The sequence below is a fragment of the Mesorhizobium loti genome, from assembly GCF_013170705.1.
GTDB lineage: Bacteria > Pseudomonadota > Alphaproteobacteria > Rhizobiales > Rhizobiaceae > Mesorhizobium > Mesorhizobium loti_D.
This window is the reverse complement of sequence record NZ_CP033334.1, coordinates 224089-244259: the sequence shown is the minus strand read 5'-3', so window position 1 is coordinate 244259 and position 20171 is coordinate 224089. Positions and strand designations below refer to the sequence as shown.

Below are 20171 nucleotides of genomic sequence, written 5' to 3'. Positions count from 1 at the left end.
GGCGCGGAAGGGCGCCGCGAAACCGCTCACCGTGTCGGCCTCAAACCCCGATCCCGCGCGCCTTCAGGGCAGCGCTGATCTCGTCAAGGATGGCAGGGTCGTCGATGGTCGCCGGCATCGCCCACTCCTCCTTGTCGGCGATCTTCTGCATGGTGCCGCGCAGGATCTTTCCCGACCGGGTCTTGGGCAGGCGCTTGATCGTCACCACGGTCTTGAAGGCCGCGACCGGGCCGATGCGCTCGCGCACCAGCGCGACGACCTCCTTTTCGATGGCGCCGCCGTCGCGCGCGACACCGGCGTTCAGCACCACGAAGCCGAGCGGGATCTGGCCCTTCATCGCATCGGCGATGCCGACGACAGCGCATTCGGCGACATCGGGATGGGCGGCCAGCACCTCTTCCATGGCGCCGGTCGACAGCCGGTGGCCGGCGACATTGATGATGTCGTCGGTGCGGGCCATCACGTAGAGGTAACCGTCCTCGTCGATCATGCCGGCATCGGCTGTCTTGTAGAAACCGGGGAACTCATCGAGATAGGCTTGGCGGAAGCGTGCATCCGCGTTCCACAGCGTCGGCAGGCAGCCGGCGGGCAGCGGCAGCTTGACCACGACATTGCCGAGCGTCCCGCGCGGCACTTCGTGGCCGGCATCGTCAAGCACGCGGATATCGTAGCCGGGCATCGGCACGCCGGGTGAGCCGTATTTCACCGGCAGCAGCCCTAGCCCCGCCGGGTTGATGGTCATCGGCGAACCGGTCTCGGTCTGCCACCAATGGTCGACCACCGGCACGTTCAGCTTCTGCTCCGCCCATTTGATGGTTTCGGGGTCGGCGCGCTCGCCGGCGAGGAACAGCGTGCGGAATTTCGACAGATCGTATTTGGGAACGAACTCGCCTTTCGGGTCCTGCCCCTTGATGGCGCGGAAAGCCGTCGGCGCGGTGAACAGCGCGACGACGCCATGATCCGAGATGACCCGCCAGTAGGTGCCGGCATCCGGCGTGCCGATCGGCTTGCCTTCGAACAGGATGCTGGTACAGCCATGCAGCAGTGGTCCGTAGACGATGTAGGAATGGCCGACCACCCAGCCGACATCGGACGCCGCCCAGAACACTTCGCCCGGCTTGACGCCGAACTCGTTCTCCATCGTCCATTTCAGCGCGACCATGTGGCCGCCATTGTCGCGCACGATGCCCTTTGGCTGGCCGGTCGTGCCCGACGTGTAGATGATGTAGAGCGGATCGGTGGCGAGCACCGGCACGCAGTCGACATTGGCGCCTGCGGCCCGCTCGCGCGCGACGGCGTCGGCATAGTCGATGTCGAAATGGTCCTTCAGGTCACAGCGCAGCTGGTCGCGCTGCAGGATCAGGCAAGCGTCCGGCTTGTGGCGGGACATCTCGATCGCTTTGTCGAGCAGTGGCTTGTAGGCAACGATGCGGCCTGGCTCCAGGCCGCAGGAGGCCGAGATGATCAGCTTGGGCCTGGCGTCGTCGATGCGGGTGGCAAGCTCATGCGAGGCAAAGCCGCCGAAGACCACCGAATGCACGGCGCCGATTCGGGCGCAGGCGAGCATGGCGATGGCCGCCTCCGCCACCATCGGCATGTAGATGATGACGCGGTCGCCCTTGCCGACGCCCCGGTTCTTCAGCACAGAGGTCAGGGCCACCACTTCACGCTTCAGTTCGGCATAGGTGAATTTTCTCACCGTTCCGGTGATGGCGCTGTCATAGATCAGCGCGATCTGGTCGGCGCGTCCGCCGGCGACATGCCGGTCAATGGCGTTGTAGCAGGTGTTGCAGGTGGCGCCCGTAAACCAGCGGCCGTAGACGCCGGCGGTGGCGTCGAACACCTTGTCCCAGGGCGAATACCAGTCGATGGCGCCCGCCGCGTCCGCCCAGAATTCTTCCGGTTCGCGTTTCCAACCGTCATAGACCTCATGATAGCGTGAAGCCATCCGTACCTCCCCAGGAACCATTTGCCGTCTTTGCAAACAGCCTATGCTGTTTTTTCCGGCGCTGTCTTCCCTGATTTTCGTCTGAGCCGGTCTCGTCTTGACCCCTGGTGCCCTGTGTCGTGAAGTGGAGCCTTCGCGAGGGAGGATCCGAACGATGCGCCATCCATTGCCGATCATGGCAAAACCGGCATTTGCGCTGACGGTCGGCGCGATGCTCGCGATCTCCACCGCAACCGCACTGGCCGGAGACGCAGCGGCACGGCGCGTCATCGGCTTCTCGCCCGACGGCGGCTATTTCGCCTTCGAGCAATATGGTGAGCTCGATGCCGGTGCCTCGGCGTCCGGTTATTCGCAGATCGACATCATCGACACGCGCACCGACGAATTCGTTGGCGGCAAGCCCATACTGGTCGTTGACGAATCCGAGGAATCGACGCTGACGCTCGAACAGGCAAGGGCGCAAGCGGCTGCGAGGGCAAACCCCATCCTGGCCAGATACGCCATCGCATCGCGCGGCAAGCAGACCGCCTCCGACAAGTTCACCTTCCCCAGCGAGATGGTCGCCTACGCCGACATCTCCCGCCTCGAGCAGGTGTCGCGGAAATGGCTTTCGCCGCTCTATGGCGAGACAGGCATTTCGACGATCCAGCTCGACCAGATCCTGGCCGCCAGCACGGCGGATTGTTCGGCGAATTTCGACGAGGCCCAATCGGGCGACCAGGCCCTCCAAGGTGACAAGGCCTTGCAAGGTGACGAGACCCCTCAAGGCGACAAGACGGGCAAGGCGCTCGGTTTCCGGCTGTCGCTGCGGGGCCAGGACGGCAAGCCGTTCAAGACCTTGCACGAGGACAAGGCCGTGCCTGGCTCGAGGAACTGCCCGACTTCCTACAGCCTGTCGGAATCCTATGAATACACACCTTCAGGCAAACCGGCGGTGATTGTCGTGCTGGTGCAGCGCTTCAGCCAGGGCTTCGAAGGGCGCGACCGCCGTTTCATTGCCGTGACTGGGCAGGCTCGCTGAGGAGCCGGCTCGATAGCCGACTAACGAACTGTATTCATTGGACAAAATTTCGATTGTACTAGATCGGCAGGGCCACGAGCATGAGGCCTACGCCGCCGAAGATCAAAATCGCCGCCGCCAGGGCTTTTCGATGACGTTCGAAAGTCGTCGGAGCCCGCTCCCAGTTGTAACGCATACGCTACCTCCCCCAAACCCGTGGAGTCTTTACCTTACTTAAGGGAAGAAAAGCAACGGTCCCATCGGTCAATGCACTTGCCTGTGGCGTCACGGCGACGACTATTTCTGGGGCGATTTTCGGTTGGGAACGGGTGATGGCGCTTGTGCGATCGGCGGGGAATCCGTCCCATCGCAAAGCCGCATCGGCTATCTCTCCGGCCGGCCGATAGACAGCGCCGCACCGCCGCGCTATCTCATTTTCGGGTTCTGGCACGGCTTGTTGGGGTTGGTGATGGAAATTGTCTCTGGAACGGTTTTGCGGCTGGCGGACGACGCCTCGGTCCAGCATGTCGGCGACGGTGCCGTCGTGCTTCTGGCACGCAGCGGCCAGCTCTATACGTGCAACGGCACGACCGAAGCCTTTCTCGACAAGGTGGATGGCGCGCGCAGCCTCGATCAGATCGTCGGCCTGCTTTGCGAGGAGTTCGAGGTCGACAAGGATACGCTCGATGAGGACATGGCGGCATTGGCCAACGATCTGGTCTCGGAAGGTATTCTCGCCGCCCCGGGTGCTTGATGGCTAGAGGTATCGCCTGATGGCTGACGGTCCGCTCCTGCGTGCCCTGTTTCGCTGCCATCTCTGGACAAGCGCGCGGCTGATGCCGGCGCTCATTGCCGGGCGCAGCTTCGAGGACGTGCTGAAATGGGCCCCGCTCGCTTCCTCGACCCCCTATCGCGGCCTGCCATCGGCCTACATCGTCGCCCGCGTCAACCGCACTGTCCGCCATCCCTGGCTGATGCGCGACCGCAGATGCCTGCGGGAAGGCCTGCTCGGCCATCGCTTCCTGCGCTTCGCCGGCTTCGATCCGGAGCTGCGTTTCGGCGTCGACCCGAAGTCGCTGCGGACGCCGCGCGTCTCGGCGCATTGCTGGGTCTGCCTCGATGGCAGGCCGGTGGTCAGTGACAGCCTTCCCGGCATGGTGGAGATCTATCGCCACCATGCCGATGCCTCAAAGGTGCACCCAGCTTGACCAGGCCTTCAGCATGCTACGACCTCAACGGCCAGGTCTTCGGCATATCGGCCGAACGCCCCGAGCTTTGGCAGGATTTCGACAGGATGCTGGCCATCCTGCGAATCACCGCTGATACCGCGCCGGGCTTTCTTCTCGATATCACCGAGGCGGACGTTCTGGACGAAGAGCCCGGCGGATCGCTCGTCTTCGACGGTGAGATACCTGAGGACGGCTACTGCCGGATGGTCGCTGAGGGCGGCACCATCCATCTCATCTTTCCCGGGCGCCAGACCGTTGCCGTCAATGACGAGGAAGGGTGGGCGAAACTCCGGGTTCGCCCTGGGGCGAAAGCAGCCTGGACGCCATCGATGCTGGTGTTGGACGCGGCGCTCGACGCCGGCGGCCAGCATATGCTGCACACGGCCGGCCTGATGCTGCCGGGCCACGACAACATCGTGCTGATCCATGCACCAAGCGGCACCGGCAAGACCACCACGTCGCTGGCGCTGGCAACGCAGGGCTTTGGTCTCTGCTCCGACGACGCCATGATCTTGGATCTGGCTTCGGAGAAGCAGCCCCAGGCCTGGGGTTTGCCGCGCCACGTCAAGATCCACCAGAAGACCGCCGAGATGATCCCGCAGGTTGCGCCTTGCCTTGGCCCGTCATGGGACCGCAACGGCGAACAGGCCGTCTCGCTGCAGCGGTTGGGCGAGATCGTACGCATCGAAAGCCCGATCGCCCGGCCCGTGGCGGCTCTGCTTCACCTGGCGCGCTCCGCCGACGGTGATACCCGGCTCGTGCCCATGGCACGGACCGACGCGATGGTGGCGTTGGCGATGGACAATGTCCGCACCGGCATGACCGGCCTGCTGCCCTCGCAGAGGCGCCGGCTGGCGACGATCGGCAAGCTGGTTTCCTCGGTGCCGACATTCACCCTGGAAGTGGGCGCACGCCCGGCCGACGCGGCGGCGCTGATAAACGCCACGTTGACATCACCGGGTTGACGGCAGGTTCAAGCGGCCTATGGCCTGGCCTTGGCCACCCGCTGGATCCAGCGGAAGGCATCGCGCCGCAGACGCGAGCCGATCTTCTCCCGGGAATTGACCCTGAGCAGCGTGTTCGTCGTGATCAGCCGCTTGGCCAGCCTTATCGAGAGATCGGGCTTGATCCGGCCGGCGAGATCAAGCGCGCGACCCTCGCCGAACAACTGGCCGGTAACATTGAGCACGATCGCCAGTTCGAGCTCGATGCCGGTCATGCGGGCGGCGTCGAGCAGGCGGCTCTCCGATTCGGCTGATTGCAGCGCCCGCACCCCTTGCAGCACGTCGACGCAAAGCTGCAGCCGGTGGAATTTGTGGCCGCCGGCGGCGTGCACGATGGCGATCGTCAAAAGCGCTGCCGGCGTGTCCGTCGCGTCCCCGTCGATGACGCCCAGTTCGCGGAACCCCAGCGACAGCCGCCGCCGCATGCCGGTGTCGTGCACCAGGTCGCCATGCAGTTCGACCAGCAGGCTGGAATTCTCCTTTTCCAGCCATTTGAATTCCTGCAGCTGGTAGGATTTGGCTTCGTCACTGCCGAGTTCGAAGCCGCATGCCGCGATCACCTGGTTTGCCCGCGCAAGGTTGGCGGGTTCGACAAGGATGTCGATGTCGGTGAACGGCCTGTCCGACACGTTGCGATAGAGCTTTCGCGCGAAGACCGGTCCCTTGACGATCCGCGCCGGAATGCCCCGCGCCGCCATCTCCTTCATGATGCGGTCGCCATGATATTGCAGCAGCATCGACTGGCCGGTGGCGATCGTCGCCTTCTGGCGCAAATCGTCGAGCTTGTCCCGCAAGCCGGCGTCCGGCGGCAGGCGTGCATCGCCGCGCTCCCTGAGCTTGCGCAGCATGATCGGCAGGATGCCGTGGAATTCGGCATTTTCGAGCAGCGCGGACAGAGATTTTGCCGACAAATTGTCCTCGACTGCCGCCGCCTCCGGATCGGCGAAGCGCAGCAGCAGTCTTTCTTCGGCGGAGGTGAGTGATGGCAGCATCAAGCCGGACAAATCTTATCGCTGAGGGGAATGTCCAGGATGGTTGCAGAAAAGCGCTGTGGAAGCCAGTCCTACATGCCCCAGCGCAGTGCCGCCGTATGGACAGGCGCGTCCCACCAGCCGGTCATCTCGTCATCGAGCATGGTCAGCGTGATCGAACAGCCAGCCATATCGAGCGAGGTGACATAGGTGCCGACCAGCGAGCGGGTTACCGTCACGCCCCGCTTCTCGAAAATCCGGCGGGCGCTATTATACATCAGATAGAGCTCCATCAGCGGCGTGCCGCCGAAGCCGTTGACGAACAACAGCGCCGGGCCTGTCGCCTTGTCACCAAGATCGCCCAGGATCGCGGTGCAGATTTCCTCGGCGATCGCATCGGCGCCTTTCAACCTGTCGCGGCGACGGCCGGGTTCGCCATGGATGCCGACGCCGAATTCCATTTCGCCGTCGCCGATCTCGAAGGTCGGCTTGCCCGCGGCCGGCACGGTGCCGCTGGTCAGAGCCACACCCATTGAACGGGTGGCGGCGTTGACGCGCTCGCCCAGCGTCTTCAGCACGGGCAGGGCCAGGCCATGCTCGGCCGCCGCGCCGACGATCTTTTCCACCACCAGCGTGCCGGCGACGCCGCGCCTGCCGGTCGTATAGGATGAGTTCTCGACGGCGACGTCGTCATTGGTCACCACCTGCAGGACGCCTTCCGACATTTCGGCGGCCATGTCGAAGTTCATCACATCGCCCTCGTAGTTCTTGACGATGAACAGGCAACCGGCCCCGGTGTCGACGGCCTGCGCCGCCGCCAGCATCTGGTCCGGCGTCGGCGAGGTGAACACCTGGCCGGGGCAGGCGGCATCCAGCATGCCATGGCCGACAAAGCCGCCATGCAGCGGCTCGTGGCCCGAGCCGCCGCCCGAGATCAACGCCACCTTGCCCGGCCGCAAGGTCCTGCGACGGACGAATTTGTGATCCTCGCCAAGCACCAGTATATCGGCATGGGCGGCCACGAAACCATCGAGGCTCTCGGTCAGCACCGTGTCCACCGCGTTCATAAATTTCTTCATGGCGTCCTCCCAAACAGCCCGGCAAGGAATAATCAGCCGCCACCCTTGCCGGCGATGCTGGTGATCTTCTGGATGAATTCGTTGATGGCCCGGTCGAGCGCCGCATTCTGCTTGTCGTCACCGAAATCGGGAACGACAAGCGAAACGTGCCGGGTCTTGCGCATGCCAGCGGCCACCGACATCTTTCCCGGATGCGCCTGATGGTAGGCGGCGAGGAACTGATCCCGCTCGGCCGGGCTGAAATGGCAGACGGAAAAGATCGAAGGCAGATGTTTCGAAGGTATCGGGATCGTATAGGCGGGGCTGGAGATCTGCGTCACGAAACTGCGGTGCTTGCCGAGCGCGTCGGCGAGGCGCTGGCGCATGCCGGACGGGCGTTGGTCGATGACCTGCGACAGGATCGTCTTGTAGGCGCGGATCGCCTCTTCGGAACCGGGTTCGGGTTTGATGTCGACCATGCCAGCCGCGCCTACACCGAAACATCTGAAATGGCCGCCTTGGCCATGGCGAGTTGCGCCGGCGCGACGGACAGATCGCGCAAGCCTGCTTCGAGCAGCGACGGGATCGCGTCCGGATCGCCGCCGGCATCGCCGCACAGGCTGACCGGAATGCCGTTCTCCCGTCCAAAGGCCGTGACCGAGCCGATCAGCCGCAGCACCGCCGGATGGCGGACCGAATTGAGGTGTGCCACGGCGGCATTGTCGCGCGCCGCCGCCATCACATATTGCGTCAGGTCGTTGGAGCCGATCGAGAAGAAGGCGACGCCGGAGAATGCTTCCGGCGCGATGGCGACCGAAGGCACTTCGACCATGATGCCGAGCGGCGGCATCTTGTGCGCGACACCGCGGGCGGCAAGGGCTGCCTGTTCCTCGGCGAACAAAGCGGCTGCGCGCTCATACTCATCGGCGATGGCGATCATCGGAAACATGACCCTGAGATTGCCGTGCGGCGCGGCGCGCAGCAATGCCCTGATCTGCACGCGAAAAATGTCGAGCCGCGCCAGCGACAGTCTGATCCCGCGCAGCCCGAGGAACGGATTGCCTTCCTCGACGGTGAAGCCCGGCACCGGCTTGTCGCCGCCGGCATCGACAGTGCGGATCGTCACGGGTTTGTCGCCAGCCCACTCAAGCACCTTGCGATAGGCACGATACTGCGTCTCCTCATCCGGCAATATCCGGCCGAACAGGAATTCGGTGCGCATCAGCCCGACACCGTCGCAGGTCGCGATATCCAGGGCGTCGACATCGGACGGGTCGGCGATGTTGACCTGCACCCGCACCGCCGTGCCGGCTCTTGTCGCGGCCGGCCGTGCCAGAAAAGTCCTCGCCTTGCCTTGTCGGGCCGTGAAGGAAGAGGACGACCGCCGGAACGATCCGATCTCCGCCGGCGAGGGCGCCAGGACGATATTGCCGTGTTCGGCGTCGAGCAGCGCCATGCCGGCAAGACCGGCAAGCGGTTCGCGCAGCCCCACCACCATCGGCACGCCACGCGAGCGAGCCAGCATGGCGACATGGCTGGCGGTACTGCCCGCCTTCAGCGCGATGCCGCCGCCATGGCTCCAGTCGGTTTCGAGAAAACGCGTCGGCGCGATGTCCTCGCCGCAGAGGATGGCACCGGTCGGCGCCGTGGCGCCACCGTCCTCGGTCAGCGCGCGCAGCACCTGGTCCCTGATATCGCGCAGGTCCGTGGCGCGGGCGCGGAAATAATCCTGGTCGGAGGCCTCGTAGCCGGCGATCTCGGCGTCGAGCGCCTCCCGCCATGCCGCGTCGGCGGTCCGTCCGGACGCGATCGACGCGAAGGCTGGTCCGCTCAGTGCATCGTCCTCCAGCATGGCGATGTGGAATTCGAGTATGCCGGCGGCGTCGCTGTCGGCGGTTTCGACTATTGCCGCAAGCCGGCTTACCGCCTTGCCGATCGCGGCTTCCAGCGACGTCTTCTCTTCCGCTGATGTGGCTTTGCTTGCATAGATGGCCGGCGGCCGGTCGAGGTCGAACAACGGCCCCTCGGCATAGCCGGCCGAGGCCGGAACACCCTCAATCCGCATGGCCCGCATTCCCAAAGCAATTCCAGGAAAAGTGTGAGCGGTTTTCCCGGGCAAAGCGCATAGCGCTTCGCCCTTGGGAATTGCGCAAGAAGAAGATGCTGGAGCGGTTCAGCGTTTCCGTGAGACGCAACACCGCTCCTGCAGGCAGGCGAAGGCGCGCGCCAGCGTCAGGCCGACCGGACATGACCGGCGTCCTCGTCGAAATCGCGCTGCACCAGGTCGATCAGCGCGCGCACGGCATCATCGGCGCCGCTGCCTCTGGCCCTGATGTGCAAAACCGTGCCCTTTGGCGCCTTGGCCGCCATCACCTTGACGATGCTCTTGGCGTCGAACCATGGGCCGTTGGTGGCAAGCGCGATTTCCACGTCGGCGGCAAAGGTCTTGGCCAGCTTGGTGAACTTCACCGAGGGACGCGCATGCAGGCCCACATCGTGGGTGATCAGGACGGTCGCTTCGGCGGCTGCGGACATTTTCAGGAATCCCGTTCACTCACGACGGCGACAATTCATGCGCCGTCGCCACCACTTCCTTCAGCGAGGCGCCGCCGGAGGATTCGGTCGCCGCCATCACCGCGCCCTCGACGATCGGCGCGTTGCAGACGGTGATCTTCTGCGCCCGCGGCTCGCCGATCATTTCCACCGCCATTTCCGAATTGGTCTCGGCTCCGCCGAGATCGACAAGGATGGCGACACCGGCCTCCGACCAGGCCTTGTCGATGGCACCCATGATCGCCTCGACACTGGTGCCAAGCCCGCCATGGCCGTTTCCGCCGCACCATGCAAGCGGCACTTCGTCGCCCACCATCTGGCGTACCATGTCGGCCGTGCCCTCCGCGACCAGCGGCGAATGCGACACGATCACGATCCCGACATTGCTCATGCGCTTTCCCCGATCGCTTGCCCCAACGTGCGCACCAGCAGTGCGGTCGAGCGCGCGCCGGCATCCATATGACCGATCGAGCGGTCGCCAAGGAACGAGGCGCGGCCGCGTAGCGCCTTCATCGGCACGGTCGCATCGGCGGCGGCGTCGGCGACGTCGGCGATTTCCGCCGCCGTCTTGCCTCCCGCCAAGGCGTCATGCACCGGTTGCAGCACATCGAGCATGGTTTTTTGTCCGACCTGGGACTTGCCACGCGCTGCCACCGCTTCGATCGCCTTGCCGAAGGCCGCCGTCAAATCGGCACGATCGGGCTCCGCCGCAATTTCCTTGCCCAGCGCCATGAACAATGTGCCGAACAGCGGACCGGAAGCACCGCCCACCGTCATCACCAGCTTGGTGCCGATCGCCTTCAGGGCCTCGGGCAAGGGCTTCGCGGCGAACACGCCAGCCTCGGCCCGCACGGCCTCGAAGCCGCGCTTCATGTTCAGCCCATGGTCGCCGTCGCCGATCGCCTGGTCGAGCACCGTCAATTCCTCGGCATGGGCGGCAATCGTATCCGCGGCTGCCGCGATCAGCCCGGCAAGGTTCAACGCCGTCATGTCGTCCAAATTCCCGGTTTTCACCATGCCGGCAGTAGCGAAAGAACGGTCATTCGACAACGGGTGCATGTGTCAGGCCGTGACGAGCAGCGCGGCGACGGCTGCGAAAACCTCGGCCACGGCATGGGCGCCGGGGTCGACCACGCCCTGCAATTTGGTCCCGACATAGGCGGACCGCCCGGCTTTTGCCTTCTCCATGGCGGCCGTCGCCTCGGCTCCGCGCCGGGCCGCGATCGCTGCTTCGCCAGGGCCGTTGCCGTCGAGCGTCTTGAGCGCCGGCTCGAGCGCATCGACCATGGTGCGGTCGCCCGGTTTGGCGCCGCCATAGAAGGTCATTCGCTCAAGTCCGGCGAGCAGCGCCTTGGGCAGGCTGGCGCCGCCGTCCAGCGCCCGCGCCGCCGCCGTGAAGAAGATCGACAGCAGCACCCCGCTGGAGCCGCCCATCGATGCGCTCAGCGTGTCGCCGACGGCGCCAAGGGTCGCCGCGGGATTGGCCAGCGGCAGCGTGTCGAGCCGATCGAGGATACTGCGCGCTCCGGTCGCCACGGTCGAGCCGGTGTCGCCGTCGCCTGCCTTGGCGTCGAGACCGTTCAAGGTCGCTTCCAGGGAAATCAGCTTTTCACAGACCGTGACGATCAGGCGCCTGGTGCCGGCATCCTGGCTGGCCCTGTGCGCGGCACTTTGTCCGGCTGCCTTCGCCATCGGCACGATGGCAGGTGCCGCGACCGGCCGTGCCGGCATCCAGGCGTGCGGGCCGACCGGCGCCAGCAAGGCGGCTTCGCGCGCTGGATCGAGCCGGATCAGCGACAGCGAGAAGCCGTTCATGTTGAGCGCCGTCATCAGCGGACCGGGGCCGATCGTCAGCTTGACCATCCTGGCGAGTGATGAAGCGAGCACCGCGTTGGCGACCAGCGACATTTCGAGCGGCGGCACCGAACCGAGATTGTTGATCAGCAAGGCATGGCTGGCCCTCGGATCGAGCAGCACTGCCAGGCGCTCGGCCATGATCGCCACCAGCCGGTCCGCGCTTTGCACCGCGATGCGCTCGACGCCCGGTTCGCCATGGATGCCAAGGCCGAGTTCACCATCGTTCTCGCCAAACCGTTCCTCGTGCGGCTGGCCGGGAATGGAGCAGGAAGACAGCGAGATGCCGAGCGAGACGATATCCTTTGCCGCCGCCCGCGCCGCCGCCGCGATACCGGCCAGATCATGGCCGGCCTCCGACAGATGGCCTGAGATCTTGTGCACGAACAACGTACCGGCGACGCCGCGCGGCTGGGCGATGTCGGGAAGCGCGATGTCATCGCCGACAATCACCATCTCGACGCGAAAACCTTCGGCGCGCGCCTTCTCGGCCGCCAGGCCGAAATTGAGGCGGTCGCCCGTGTAATTCTTGACGATCAGCAGGCAGCCGGCCGGGCCGGTGACCGCGCGGATGGCCGCAAGCACCGCTTCGACGCTCGGCGAGGCAAAGATCTCGCCCGAGACCGCCGCCGTCAGCATGCCCTTGCCGACAAAGCCGGCATGCGAGGGCTCGTGCCCCGCGCCGCCGCCGGAGACGACGCTGACCTTCGACTTGTCCCAATCGGCACGCAGCACGACCTTGATCTCGGGATAGCCGTCGAGGCGCGCGAGATCGCCCGATCCGATCGTCCGCAACAGGCCGTCCAGCGCCTCGGTGACGATGGTTTCCCGGCGGTTGAAAAAGTGCTTCATCGAATTCGTCCCGTATTCGCAATCGTCAATCAAAGGCGGGGTGAACCCTCAGTGGGAGCGCCGAACCTCTTCACATCAACCGTTGTCCGTCGGCGCCGAAATAGAGCGGCGAGCGATAGCGGATCATCACCTTGTCGCCTTGCGCCAGATCGGTGTCCGGATCGGTAAGCGTCACCAGTTTCCTTGGCCCCACCGTCACATGCAGATGGTTCTGGTCGCCGAGATGCTCGACCCAGTCGACGACGCCGTCGGCATGGCCATTCATCGCCTTTTCGATCGTCAGATGCTCCGTGCGCGCGCCGATCGTCTTGGTGCCCGCTGGCGCGCCGCCATCGGGCAGCAGGCCGGTCGGCAGAAGATTGATCGCCGGCTGGCCGAGCCTTGCCGCGACATGCAGGTTTGCCGGCTCCGAATAGATCGTCCTCGGCGTGCCGATCTGCACCAGCACGCCGTCGGCGAGGATGCCGATGCGGTCGGCCATGGTCATCGCCTCGATCTGATCGTGGGTGACATAGAGCATGGTGGCGCCGAGTTCGGACTGGATGCGCTTCAATTCGAGCCTGAGATCCGCTCGCAGCTTGGCGTCGAGCGACGACAGAGGTTCGTCCATCAGATAGATCGCCGGCTTGCGCACCAGCGCGCGGCCGATGGCGACGCGCTGCATCTCGCCGCCGGACAGTCTGGTCGAGCGGTTGGCGAGCTTGTGGTGGATACGCACCATCTTCGCCACCTCCTCGACGCGGCGGCGGATCTGGTCTTCCGGTATCTTGCGTGCCGGTGAGCGCAGCGGGAAGGCGAGATTGTCGAACACCGACAGATGCGGGTAGAGCGAATATTGCTGGAACACGAAGGCGGTGTCGCGCTCCGCCGGGGACAGCGTCGTGGCGTTGTGGCCGCCGATCTCGATGGTGCCGCTGTCCGGGCGCTCCAGCCCGGCGATCAGCCGCAGTGTCGTCGTCTTGCCGGCCCCGGTCGGTCCGAGCAGCACGACGAATTCGCCATCGGCTATGTGCAGGTCGAGACCGTCGACGGCGACATGTTCGCCAAAGCTCTTGGTCACGTTCTTGATGTGCACGTCAGCCATGCTGCGCTCTCCCCTGAGAGGCGGTATCGTGGATCGCGGTTTTGACCGCCCTGCCGGAGCCCTTGTCGAACAGCGACAGCCGCGCGCTGTTCAGGGCCAGGCCGACATGATCGCCAGCGTTGAGCCGGATTTCGGCCGGCACGCGCGCCTTGATGATGCCGTCCGCCGTTTCCACCGCGACGATCTGGGTGGTGCCGAGATATTCGGTGCCGTAGATGGCGCCGCGCAGTTTCGAGGCATCGTCGAAGCGGATGTGTTCGGGCCGGATGCCGAGCGCCATGTCGGCCGGCGCGATGTCCTCGCGCACTTCCGGCACCGTGACTTTCGCGCCCTGGACGACGATTTCCCTGGCGCCCTTGGCCAGCCCGCCGCCGAAGCCCAGAAAGTTCATCGGCGGCGAGCCGATGAAGTCGGCGACGAACATGGTTGCCGGTCGGTCGTAGATTTCGCGCGGACTGCCGAACTGCTCGATGACGCCGTGGTTCATGACGGCGATCTTGTCGGCCATCGACATCGCTTCCATCTGGTCATGCGTGACATAGACCGTGGTGGCGTGGATGCGGTTGTGCAGTTCGCGCAATTCATGGACCATCAGGTCGCGGAATTCGGTGTCGAGCGTGCCCAGCGGCTCGTCCATCAGGAAGCACTTCGGCCGCCGCACGATGGCGCGGCCGAGCGCGACGCGCTGGCGGTCGCCGCCGGCGAGGCCGGAGACGGATTTGTTGAGCAGATGGTCGATGCGCAGGAGTTTTGCCGTCTCCTCGACGCGGCTGCGGATTTCGGCCGACGGCATGCCTTGTGCCAGCAGCGGAAAACCGATGTTCTTGCGCACATTCATGTGCGGATAGAGCGCGAACAGCTGGAAGACGAAGGCGATGTCGCGCTCGCGGGCCCGCAGCATGGTGACGTCGTCGCCGCCGAGCAGGATCTGGCCGCCAGTCGGCAGTTCCAACCCTGCGATCATGCGCAAGGTCGTCGTCTTGCCGCAGCCCGACGGCCCGAGCATGACGAAGAACTCGCCATCCTCGACGACGAAGTTGGAATCCTGCACGGCGACGAAATCGCCGAAGGCCTTTCTCAAATTCTGGACGCGGATTTCGGCCATGATTATTCCGGGAACTTCGAGACGATGATGAACATCACGGTGCCGGCTAGCATGGTGATGAAGGAATAGGTGTAGAGCGACAGCGCGAAGGGCTGGAACAACATCAGGAAGCCGATGGCGATCAGCGCCGTCGCGATGTTTTCCATCACGCCGCGCCGGGCCCAGGCCGGCCAGCGCGATTTGCGTTTGACTGATTTGGTCATGCTCATTTGCGCACCGCGCCAAAGGTGATGCCGCGCAGCAATTGCTTGCGAAGCAGGATGGTGAAAACCAGGATCGGTACCAGGAAGATGGTCGTGCCGGCCGCAACCGCCGGCCAGTCCTGGCCGCCTTCGCCGATGATGGTCGGGATGAAGGGCGGCGCGGTCTGCGCGGTGCCCGATGTCAGCAGTGCGGCGAAGGCGTATTCGTTCCAGGCGAAGATCAGGCAGAAGATCGCCGTCGCGGCAATGCCGGTGGTCGCCTGTGGTAAAACTGTGCGCCAGAAGGCCTGCAGCCGCGTATAGCCGTCGATCATCGCCGCTTCCTCATACTCGCGCGGGATCTCGTCGATGAAGCCTTTCAGGAGCCACACCGCCAGCGAGACATTGACCGCCGTGTAGAGCAAGATCATGCCGAGTGCCGTGTCCGACAGGCCAAGCTCGCGGTACATCAGGTAGATCGGGATGGCGACCGCGATCGGCGGCATGAAGCGCGTCGACAGGATGAAGAACAGGAGGTCGTCGGCGAGCGGCACCTTGAAGCGCGAGAAACCATAGGCCGACAGTGTGCCGAGAAACACCGCGCAGAAGGTCGAGCCGAAGGCGATGATCAGCGAGTTGACGAAGCGCGGCAGGAAGTTGGACGGGCCGGCGATCACCATGTTGCGCTTGCGCACCGTCTCGTCGCAGAAGCCGGTCGCCGGTCCGAGCGAGTTGATGTATTCCGGCGTCTGCCTTGTCCGGGTCGTGAACAGGTTGCAGTAGCCCTCGATGCTGGGCTGGAAGACGATCTTGGGCGGATAGGCGATCGAATCCGGCGGCGTCTTGAAGCTGGTGGCGAAGATCCACAACAGCGGCACGATCGAGATTAGCGCATAGGCGATGATGATCGCTCCGGCGATACGCTTCGAGTTCGCCGAAGGGGCGACGACCGAATGGGCTGTGGTCAGGCTCATCTCTGCTTCACCTTGTTGAGCGCCTTGACGTAGATGTTGGCGAGGCCGAACACCGCCACGAACAGGATGATGGCGAACGCCGAGGAATAGCCGGTGCGCCAGCTCTCGAAGGCCTGCCGCTTCAGCGTGATCGAGGCGACCTCGGTGGTCGAACCCGGCCCGCCGCCGGTCAAGAGATTGACCATGTCGAACATCTTGAAGTTCTCGATGCCGCGAAACAGCACCGCCAGCATGATGAAGGGCAGCGCCATCGGCAGCGTGATCGACCAGAATTGCCGCCAGTTGGAGGCGCGGTCGACCTCGGCCGCCTCGTAGATGTATTCGGGGATCGAGCGCAGGCCGGCCAGGCAGATCAGCATCACGTAGGGCGTCCACATCCATGTGTCGACGATGACGATCGACCACGGCGCCAGCTCGACGTTGGAGAGCATCTGGATGCTCGTCGGCGGAATGCCGCTGACGAACGAGATGACATAGGAGAACAAGCCTATCTGCGGCTCGTAGAGGAAGCGCCAGAAGTTGCCGACCACAGCAGGCGACAGCATCATCGGCACCAGGATCAACGTCGTCCAGAAGGCGTGGCCGCGGAACTTGCGGTCGATCAGCCAGGCCAGCGTGAAACCGATCAGCGTCTGCAAGAGGATGGTCCAGAATACGAAATGCGCGGTCGTCTGCATGGCGATCCAGATGTCCTGGTCGCCGAGGATGCGCTGGTAATTGGCAAAGCCGAGATTCTTCACCACCTCGTTCGGCCGATTGGCCCGGTAGTTGGTGAAGGACAGATAGATCGCCCAGAACAACGGGAAGATGTTGATGGCGAGCAGCAACAGGATCGTCGGCGAGATGAACAGCCAGGCGAGGCCCTTGTCGCTGATGCCACGGACCTTGCGGGCCAACGGTTCCGGGGTCGCCCGGGCAACGTTCTCCGCGGTCCGATTGAGCATGGTCAGTCCTGCTTCGGTCACTTGGGTCGTCTCTGTCATGGAATTTATCTGAACTGCGTCCCGTGCCAAGGGCGGCACGGGACCAAGAGCACGATGCCGAAAAGTGTGAGGCGGTTTTCGGACGACATCTTGCTCTCTCTCGTTGAGGCCGGAGGCGGATGATCTCTGGTCGATTTGCCCAGAAATCATCCGGCTCTTGGGTCTTAGCTCGGGAGGAGCCGGTTACATCTTGCCGTCGTCCTGGAACACCTGGGTCCAGTCCTTGACCAGGCCGTCGAGCGCATCCTTGGCCGAACCCTGGCCGGCAACGACATAGTCATGGAAGCGCTTCTGCGAGGCCTGCAGCAGCGGCGCGTAGCTCGGCTCGGCCCAGAAGTCCTTCACGATGGCCATCGAGTCGAGGAAGGCCTGCGCGTAGGGCTGGCTGGCTGGGAACTTCGGATCCTTCACCACCGCGTTCAGGCAGGAATAGCCGCCAAGCGACCACCATTTGGCCTGCACGTCCTTGTTGGCGAACCACTTGACGTATTTCAGCGCCGATTCCTGCTTGTCGGAATAGGAGACCACCGAAATGCCCTGGCCGCCGAGCTGTGCGAACTGTGCACCGCCGGGACCCTTTGGATTGACGAAATAGCCGATCTTGTCGCCACCGACATTCTCGTCCTTCTGCAGGCCGGGCCATGTGAAGGCGAAGTTCATGTGCATCGCCACCTGGCCGGATTTGAAGGCATCGACACCTTCGCCCATGTAGCTGTTGGAGGCGCCTGGCGGGGTGCAGCAATCATAGAGCGCCTTGTAGAATTCCAGGCCCTTGACCGCGTCGGGCGAATTGACGAAGCCTTCCATCTCGTAAGGCTTCTTCGGGTTCTCATATTGGAAGCCGTAGCTGTAGAGCACATCCATGGCGCCCATGGTGATGCCTTCGGAGCCGCGCTCTGTGTAGATCGAGGCGCCATAGACGGTCTTGCCGTCGATCTGCCGCTTCTGGAAGAATTCGGCGATCTGCTTCAGCTGGTCGAATGTGGCCGGCGGGCCGAGATCCCAGCCATACTTTTCCTTGAATTCCTTCTGCAGCTCGGGCTTGGAGAACCAGTCCTTGCGGTAGGTCCAGCCGACGACGTCGCCCATGGCCGGCAGCGCCCAGTAGTTCGGCGTGTTCTTCGGCCATTCCGAATAGCCGACGACGGTCGCCGGCACGAAGTCGTCCATGCTGATCTTCTCCTTGTCGAAGAAGTCGTTCAGCTTGACGTAGTGGCCGTTCTCGGCCGCGCCGCCGATCCACTGGCTGTCGCCGATGATCAGGTCGCACAATTTGCCGTGCGAGTTCAGCTCGTTGAGGAAACGGTCGGCATAGTTGGTCCACGGCACGAATTCGAATTTCATGCCGATGCCGGTTTCCTTGGTAAAATCCTTGGACAGTTCGACAAGCGCGTTTGCCGGGTCCCATGCGGCCCAGCACAGCGTCAGGTCTTCAGCGTGCGCGACGTTCGAGACGGCTGTCGACGCTGTAATCGCCGAGGCCAGTCCCAACGCCAATTTCAAGCTCGATTTCATGTCTTCCTCCCATTTGCGAAACACGCCCGGATGACGGTTTCAAGAGCCCTCGAACCTCTCTCCTCAGAGGCCTAAACATGGCGGTGTCTCGGCACCGCGGATGTTTAGTAATTTGTTTAGTGATGCAATTTTTACTAAACAAGGCAAGCGAATTCGTTGCTGCGCCGCAACATGACGAAACGGGTGATTGAAATCGTTGGGAAATGACCGCCGGAGAGTTTTTCCGGCAGCCGCTCAGTTGGCTTGGTCGATGGCGTTGGGTTGTGGCGTCACCGGCCGGACCGGCGGCGCGGGCGGCAGCAAGGCGCGTATGTCGGCGAAGGGAAATGTCGGCTCGAAGCGAAAGGCCTCGGCCAGTGAACCGGGGAGGCTGTTGCACTGGCCGGCGCGGAATTCATTCTGGATGCGCGCCCTGTCGACATATTGCTCCGGCCGTTGCGAGTGGTGCGCGCGGATCGCCTGGGTCTTGACATCCCGGTAGGCGGAAACATCGACATAGTGCGTCGGCGAAAACCCGGTGCCGCCCATCGTGTCGGCGTGCAGCACCGGAACCGCGAACGAGGCCGCGATGCGCACGCCGTCCGACAGCGCGCGATGGTCGGCGTGATAGTCGTTGGGCGCGTGCGTGATGACCAGGTCCGGCCCGGTTTCGCGTACAAGCGCCTTCAGCGCGCCGATCAGCGCCGCATCGGCCACCAGTTCGCCATCGGGAAAGTCGAGGAAGCGCGGTGCAGCACCCAGCAGCGCGGCCGCCGCCGTCGCTTCCTCGCGACGGATACGCGCGAGGACCTTGGCATCGCTCTTGCCGCCCCTGGCACCATCCGTGGCCACGGCAAAAGTGAGTTCTGCGCCTTGCGCCGCATAGGCGGCCATCGTACCGAACATGAAGATCTCGATGTCGTCCGGATGCGCACCGAGCGCCAATATTCTCAAGCTACTCTCTCCCGGAAATGGAAAAACGTGCCGAACGGAATCCTGCTCGCCCTGATCGCCTATGCAAGCTATTCGGGCAGCGATGCCGTGATCAAGAGCCTGGGCGGACAGTTCACCGTCTTCGAGATCGGCTTCTTCTCCACCTTGTTCGCCGGCTGTTTCCTGTTCTTCAGCCGCCCCGCGGGTGAACGCTGGCGCGATTTCTGGCGCATGAAGCGGCCATGGGCCGTGCAGGCGCGAGCCTTGGCCGGCATCGCGTCGGGCGTGCTCAGCGTCTACGCCTTCACCCACATTCCTCTTGCCGAAGTCTACGCGCTGATCTTCCTGGCGCCTTTGCTGGTCACCATCCTGTCCACCGTCATCCTGAAGGAAAAGGTCGGCCCCTGGCGATGGCTGGCCGTGGTCGCCGGCTTTGCCGGGGTGATGCTGGTGGTGCGGCCGGGTTTCCGGGAATTGAACCTCGGCCATCTGGCCGCCTTCGTGAACGCCTTTCTCGCCGCGGCCAGTGTTATCCTGCTGCGCTCGCTCGCCCAGCAGGAGAAGCGCACATCGATGCTCGGCGTGCTTGTCGGCTATGGCCTGCTGTTCAACGGAGCTGGCGCCGCCGCCAGCTCCTTCACCTTGCCGAATGCCGTGCAGCTCGTCTGGCTGGCGATGGCCGGCGCCTTCACCGCCGGCGGGCAGCTCATGCAGCTCCTGGCGGCCAAATACGCGCCCGCCAACCGGATCGCGCCGACGCATTATTCGCAGATCGTGTGGGCGGTCATCCTCGGCGCGCTGTTCTTCCAGGAATATCCCGATTGGCTGTCGCTGGTTGGCCTCGCGGTTGTCGGCGCTTCCGGCCTGCTGACGATGGTGCGCGAGGAGGTGAGGCTCGGCACGGTGCGCTGGAACCCGTTTTCGCGGACCCGGCTTTGACCAGGCGC

Annotated in this window: 21 protein-coding genes; 5 read left to right on the top strand and 16 right to left on the bottom strand. The window is 64.1% G+C overall.

Annotated features, from left to right (window positions below; all coding sequences use genetic code 11):
• Positions 1-40: 40 nt before the first annotated feature.
• On the bottom strand, positions 41-1948 hold the full coding sequence (locus EB815_RS01120; RefSeq protein WP_056569487.1) for a propionyl-CoA synthetase: 1908 nt from the start codon (positions 1946-1948) through the stop codon (positions 41-43).
• A gap of 154 nt (positions 1949-2102) precedes the next feature.
• On the opposite strand from EB815_RS01120, the gene EB815_RS01115 reads away from it, so the two are divergent.
• The 4 genes from EB815_RS01115 to EB815_RS01100 all read left to right on the top strand — a co-directional run bounded on the left by EB815_RS01115 (position 2103) and on the right by EB815_RS01100 (position 5142).
• Positions 2103-2969, top strand: a complete 867-nt coding sequence (locus tag EB815_RS01115; protein ID WP_056569490.1) for a DUF2259 domain-containing protein — start codon at positions 2103-2105, stop codon at positions 2967-2969.
• Positions 2970-3417: 448 nt separating this feature from the next.
• Positions 3418-3702: a PqqD family protein gene (locus EB815_RS01110; protein WP_081295040.1), complete on the top strand. Its 285-nt coding sequence runs from the start codon at positions 3418-3420 to the stop codon at positions 3700-3702.
• A gap of 19 nt (positions 3703-3721) precedes the next feature.
• Positions 3722-4156, top strand: a complete 435-nt coding sequence (locus tag EB815_RS01105) for a lasso peptide biosynthesis B2 protein (RefSeq protein ID WP_056569493.1) — start codon at positions 3722-3724, stop codon at positions 4154-4156.
• Positions 4153-5142: a hypothetical protein gene (locus EB815_RS01100; RefSeq protein WP_056569496.1), complete on the top strand. Its 990-nt coding sequence runs from the start codon at positions 4153-4155 to the stop codon at positions 5140-5142. The genes EB815_RS01105 and EB815_RS01100 overlap by 4 nt, the downstream gene beginning before the upstream one ends.
• Before the next feature lie 17 nt (positions 5143-5159).
• On the opposite strand, the gene EB815_RS01095 is transcribed toward EB815_RS01100, so the two are convergent.
• The 15 genes from EB815_RS01095 to EB815_RS01025 all read right to left on the bottom strand — a co-directional run bounded on the left by EB815_RS01095 (position 5160) and on the right by EB815_RS01025 (position 19245).
• Positions 5160-6173: a nucleotidyltransferase family protein gene (locus tag EB815_RS01095; RefSeq protein WP_056569499.1), complete on the bottom strand. Its 1014-nt coding sequence runs from the start codon at positions 6171-6173 to the stop codon at positions 5160-5162.
• 71 nt (positions 6174-6244) lie between these two features.
• A complete protein-coding gene (dhaK, locus tag EB815_RS01090) occupies positions 6245-7231 on the bottom strand; it encodes a dihydroxyacetone kinase subunit DhaK (RefSeq protein WP_056569502.1) in 987 nt (328 codons plus the stop codon).
• A gap of 32 nt (positions 7232-7263) precedes the next feature.
• The gene (locus tag EB815_RS01085) at positions 7264-7689 is read right to left on the bottom strand and encodes a hypothetical protein (protein ID WP_056569505.1); all 426 of its coding nucleotides are present in this window, start codon (positions 7687-7689) and stop codon (positions 7264-7266) included.
• Positions 7690-7700: 11 nt separating this feature from the next.
• The gene (gene ptsP / locus EB815_RS01080; RefSeq protein WP_056570386.1) at positions 7701-9275 is read right to left on the bottom strand and encodes a phosphoenolpyruvate--protein phosphotransferase; all 1575 of its coding nucleotides are present in this window, start codon (positions 9273-9275) and stop codon (positions 7701-7703) included.
• A 167-nt stretch (positions 9276-9442) separates the two neighbouring features.
• Positions 9443-9745, bottom strand: a complete 303-nt coding sequence (locus EB815_RS01075; protein ID WP_056569508.1) for an HPr family phosphocarrier protein — start codon at positions 9743-9745, stop codon at positions 9443-9445.
• Positions 9746-9764: 19 nt separating this feature from the next.
• On the bottom strand, positions 9765-10154 hold the full coding sequence (gene dhaM / locus EB815_RS01070) for a dihydroxyacetone kinase phosphoryl donor subunit DhaM (protein ID WP_056569510.1): 390 nt from the start codon (positions 10152-10154) through the stop codon (positions 9765-9767).
• Positions 10151-10753, bottom strand: coding sequence for a dihydroxyacetone kinase subunit DhaL (dhaL, locus tag EB815_RS01065; protein ID WP_056570387.1), 603 nt, complete (start codon positions 10751-10753; stop codon positions 10151-10153). Before dhaL ends, dhaM begins: the two co-directional genes overlap by 4 nt.
• Before the next feature lie 72 nt (positions 10754-10825).
• On the bottom strand, positions 10826-12469 hold the full coding sequence (locus EB815_RS01060) for a dihydroxyacetone kinase subunit DhaK (RefSeq protein WP_056569514.1): 1644 nt from the start codon (positions 12467-12469) through the stop codon (positions 10826-10828).
• Positions 12470-12539: 70 nt separating this feature from the next.
• Positions 12540-13553, bottom strand: a complete 1014-nt coding sequence (locus tag EB815_RS01055) for an ABC transporter ATP-binding protein (RefSeq protein ID WP_056569516.1) — start codon at positions 13551-13553, stop codon at positions 12540-12542.
• Positions 13546-14658, bottom strand: coding sequence for an ABC transporter ATP-binding protein (locus EB815_RS01050; RefSeq protein WP_056569519.1), 1113 nt, complete (start codon positions 14656-14658; stop codon positions 13546-13548). The genes EB815_RS01055 and EB815_RS01050 overlap by 8 nt, the downstream gene beginning before the upstream one ends.
• Before the next feature lie 2 nt (positions 14659-14660).
• Positions 14661-14867 (bottom strand): hypothetical protein, encoded by a 207-nt coding sequence (locus EB815_RS01045; protein ID WP_081294931.1) that lies wholly within the window; start codon positions 14865-14867, stop codon positions 14661-14663.
• The gene (locus tag EB815_RS01040; RefSeq protein WP_056569523.1) at positions 14864-15814 is read right to left on the bottom strand and encodes a carbohydrate ABC transporter permease; all 951 of its coding nucleotides are present in this window, start codon (positions 15812-15814) and stop codon (positions 14864-14866) included. The genes EB815_RS01045 and EB815_RS01040 overlap by 4 nt, the downstream gene beginning before the upstream one ends.
• A complete protein-coding gene (locus EB815_RS01035) occupies positions 15811-16758 on the bottom strand; it encodes a carbohydrate ABC transporter permease (RefSeq protein WP_056570391.1) in 948 nt (315 codons plus the stop codon). The genes EB815_RS01040 and EB815_RS01035 overlap by 4 nt, the downstream gene beginning before the upstream one ends.
• Before the next feature lie 222 nt (positions 16759-16980).
• Entirely contained in the window at positions 16981-18312 is a 1332-nt protein-coding gene (locus EB815_RS01030; protein WP_056569526.1) for an ABC transporter substrate-binding protein, read from the bottom strand.
• A gap of 234 nt (positions 18313-18546) precedes the next feature.
• Positions 18547-19245, bottom strand: a complete 699-nt coding sequence (locus EB815_RS01025; RefSeq protein WP_056569529.1) for a PIG-L deacetylase family protein — start codon at positions 19243-19245, stop codon at positions 18547-18549.
• A gap of 27 nt (positions 19246-19272) precedes the next feature.
• Here EB815_RS01025 and EB815_RS01020 point away from each other — a divergent pair, with 27 nt between their 5' ends.
• Positions 19273-20163 (top strand): DMT family transporter, encoded by an 891-nt coding sequence (locus EB815_RS01020; protein ID WP_056569532.1) that lies wholly within the window; start codon positions 19273-19275, stop codon positions 20161-20163.
• Positions 20164-20171 lie beyond the last annotated feature (8 nt).

Excerpts from the sequence above, each read along its gene's own strand:
- EB815_RS01120 (WP_056569487.1), bottom strand. The coding sequence starts at position 1,948 with ATGGCTTCACGCTATCATGAGGTCTATGACGGTTGGAAACGCGAACCG.
- EB815_RS01040 (WP_056569523.1), bottom strand. The coding sequence starts at position 15,814 with ATGAGCCTGACCACAGCCCATTCGGTCGTCGCCCCTTCGGCGAACTCG.
- EB815_RS01075 (WP_056569508.1), bottom strand. The coding sequence starts at position 9,745 with ATGTCCGCAGCCGCCGAAGCGACCGTCCTGATCACCCACGATGTGGGC.
- ptsP (WP_056570386.1), bottom strand. The coding sequence starts at position 9,275 with ATGCGGATTGAGGGTGTTCCGGCCTCGGCCGGCTATGCCGAGGGGCCG.
- EB815_RS01050 (WP_056569519.1), bottom strand. The coding sequence starts at position 14,658 with ATGGCCGAAATCCGCGTCCAGAATTTGAGAAAGGCCTTCGGCGATTTC.
- dhaL (WP_056570387.1), bottom strand. The coding sequence starts at position 10,753 with ATGACGGCGTTGAACCTTGCCGGGCTGATCGCGGCAGCCGCGGATACG.
- EB815_RS01110 (WP_081295040.1), top strand. The coding sequence starts at position 3,418 with ATGGAAATTGTCTCTGGAACGGTTTTGCGGCTGGCGGACGACGCCTCG.
- EB815_RS01115 (WP_056569490.1), top strand. The coding sequence starts at position 2,103 with ATGCGCCATCCATTGCCGATCATGGCAAAACCGGCATTTGCGCTGACG.
- EB815_RS01085 (WP_056569505.1), bottom strand. The coding sequence starts at position 7,689 with ATGGTCGACATCAAACCCGAACCCGGTTCCGAAGAGGCGATCCGCGCC.
- EB815_RS01055 (WP_056569516.1), bottom strand. The coding sequence starts at position 13,553 with ATGGCTGACGTGCACATCAAGAACGTGACCAAGAGCTTTGGCGAACAT.
- dhaK (WP_056569502.1), bottom strand. The coding sequence starts at position 7,231 with ATGAAGAAATTTATGAACGCGGTGGACACGGTGCTGACCGAGAGCCTC.
- EB815_RS01060 (WP_056569514.1), bottom strand. The coding sequence starts at position 12,469 with ATGAAGCACTTTTTCAACCGCCGGGAAACCATCGTCACCGAGGCGCTG.
- EB815_RS01035 (WP_056570391.1), bottom strand. The coding sequence starts at position 16,758 with ATGCTCAATCGGACCGCGGAGAACGTTGCCCGGGCGACCCCGGAACCG.
- dhaM (WP_056569510.1), bottom strand. The coding sequence starts at position 10,154 with ATGAGCAATGTCGGGATCGTGATCGTGTCGCATTCGCCGCTGGTCGCG.
- EB815_RS01095 (WP_056569499.1), bottom strand. The coding sequence starts at position 6,173 with ATGCTGCCATCACTCACCTCCGCCGAAGAAAGACTGCTGCTGCGCTTC.
- EB815_RS01045 (WP_081294931.1), bottom strand. The coding sequence starts at position 14,867 with ATGAGCATGACCAAATCAGTCAAACGCAAATCGCGCTGGCCGGCCTGG.
- EB815_RS01105 (WP_056569493.1), top strand. The coding sequence starts at position 3,722 with ATGGCTGACGGTCCGCTCCTGCGTGCCCTGTTTCGCTGCCATCTCTGG.
- EB815_RS01030 (WP_056569526.1), bottom strand. The coding sequence starts at position 18,312 with ATGAAATCGAGCTTGAAATTGGCGTTGGGACTGGCCTCGGCGATTACA.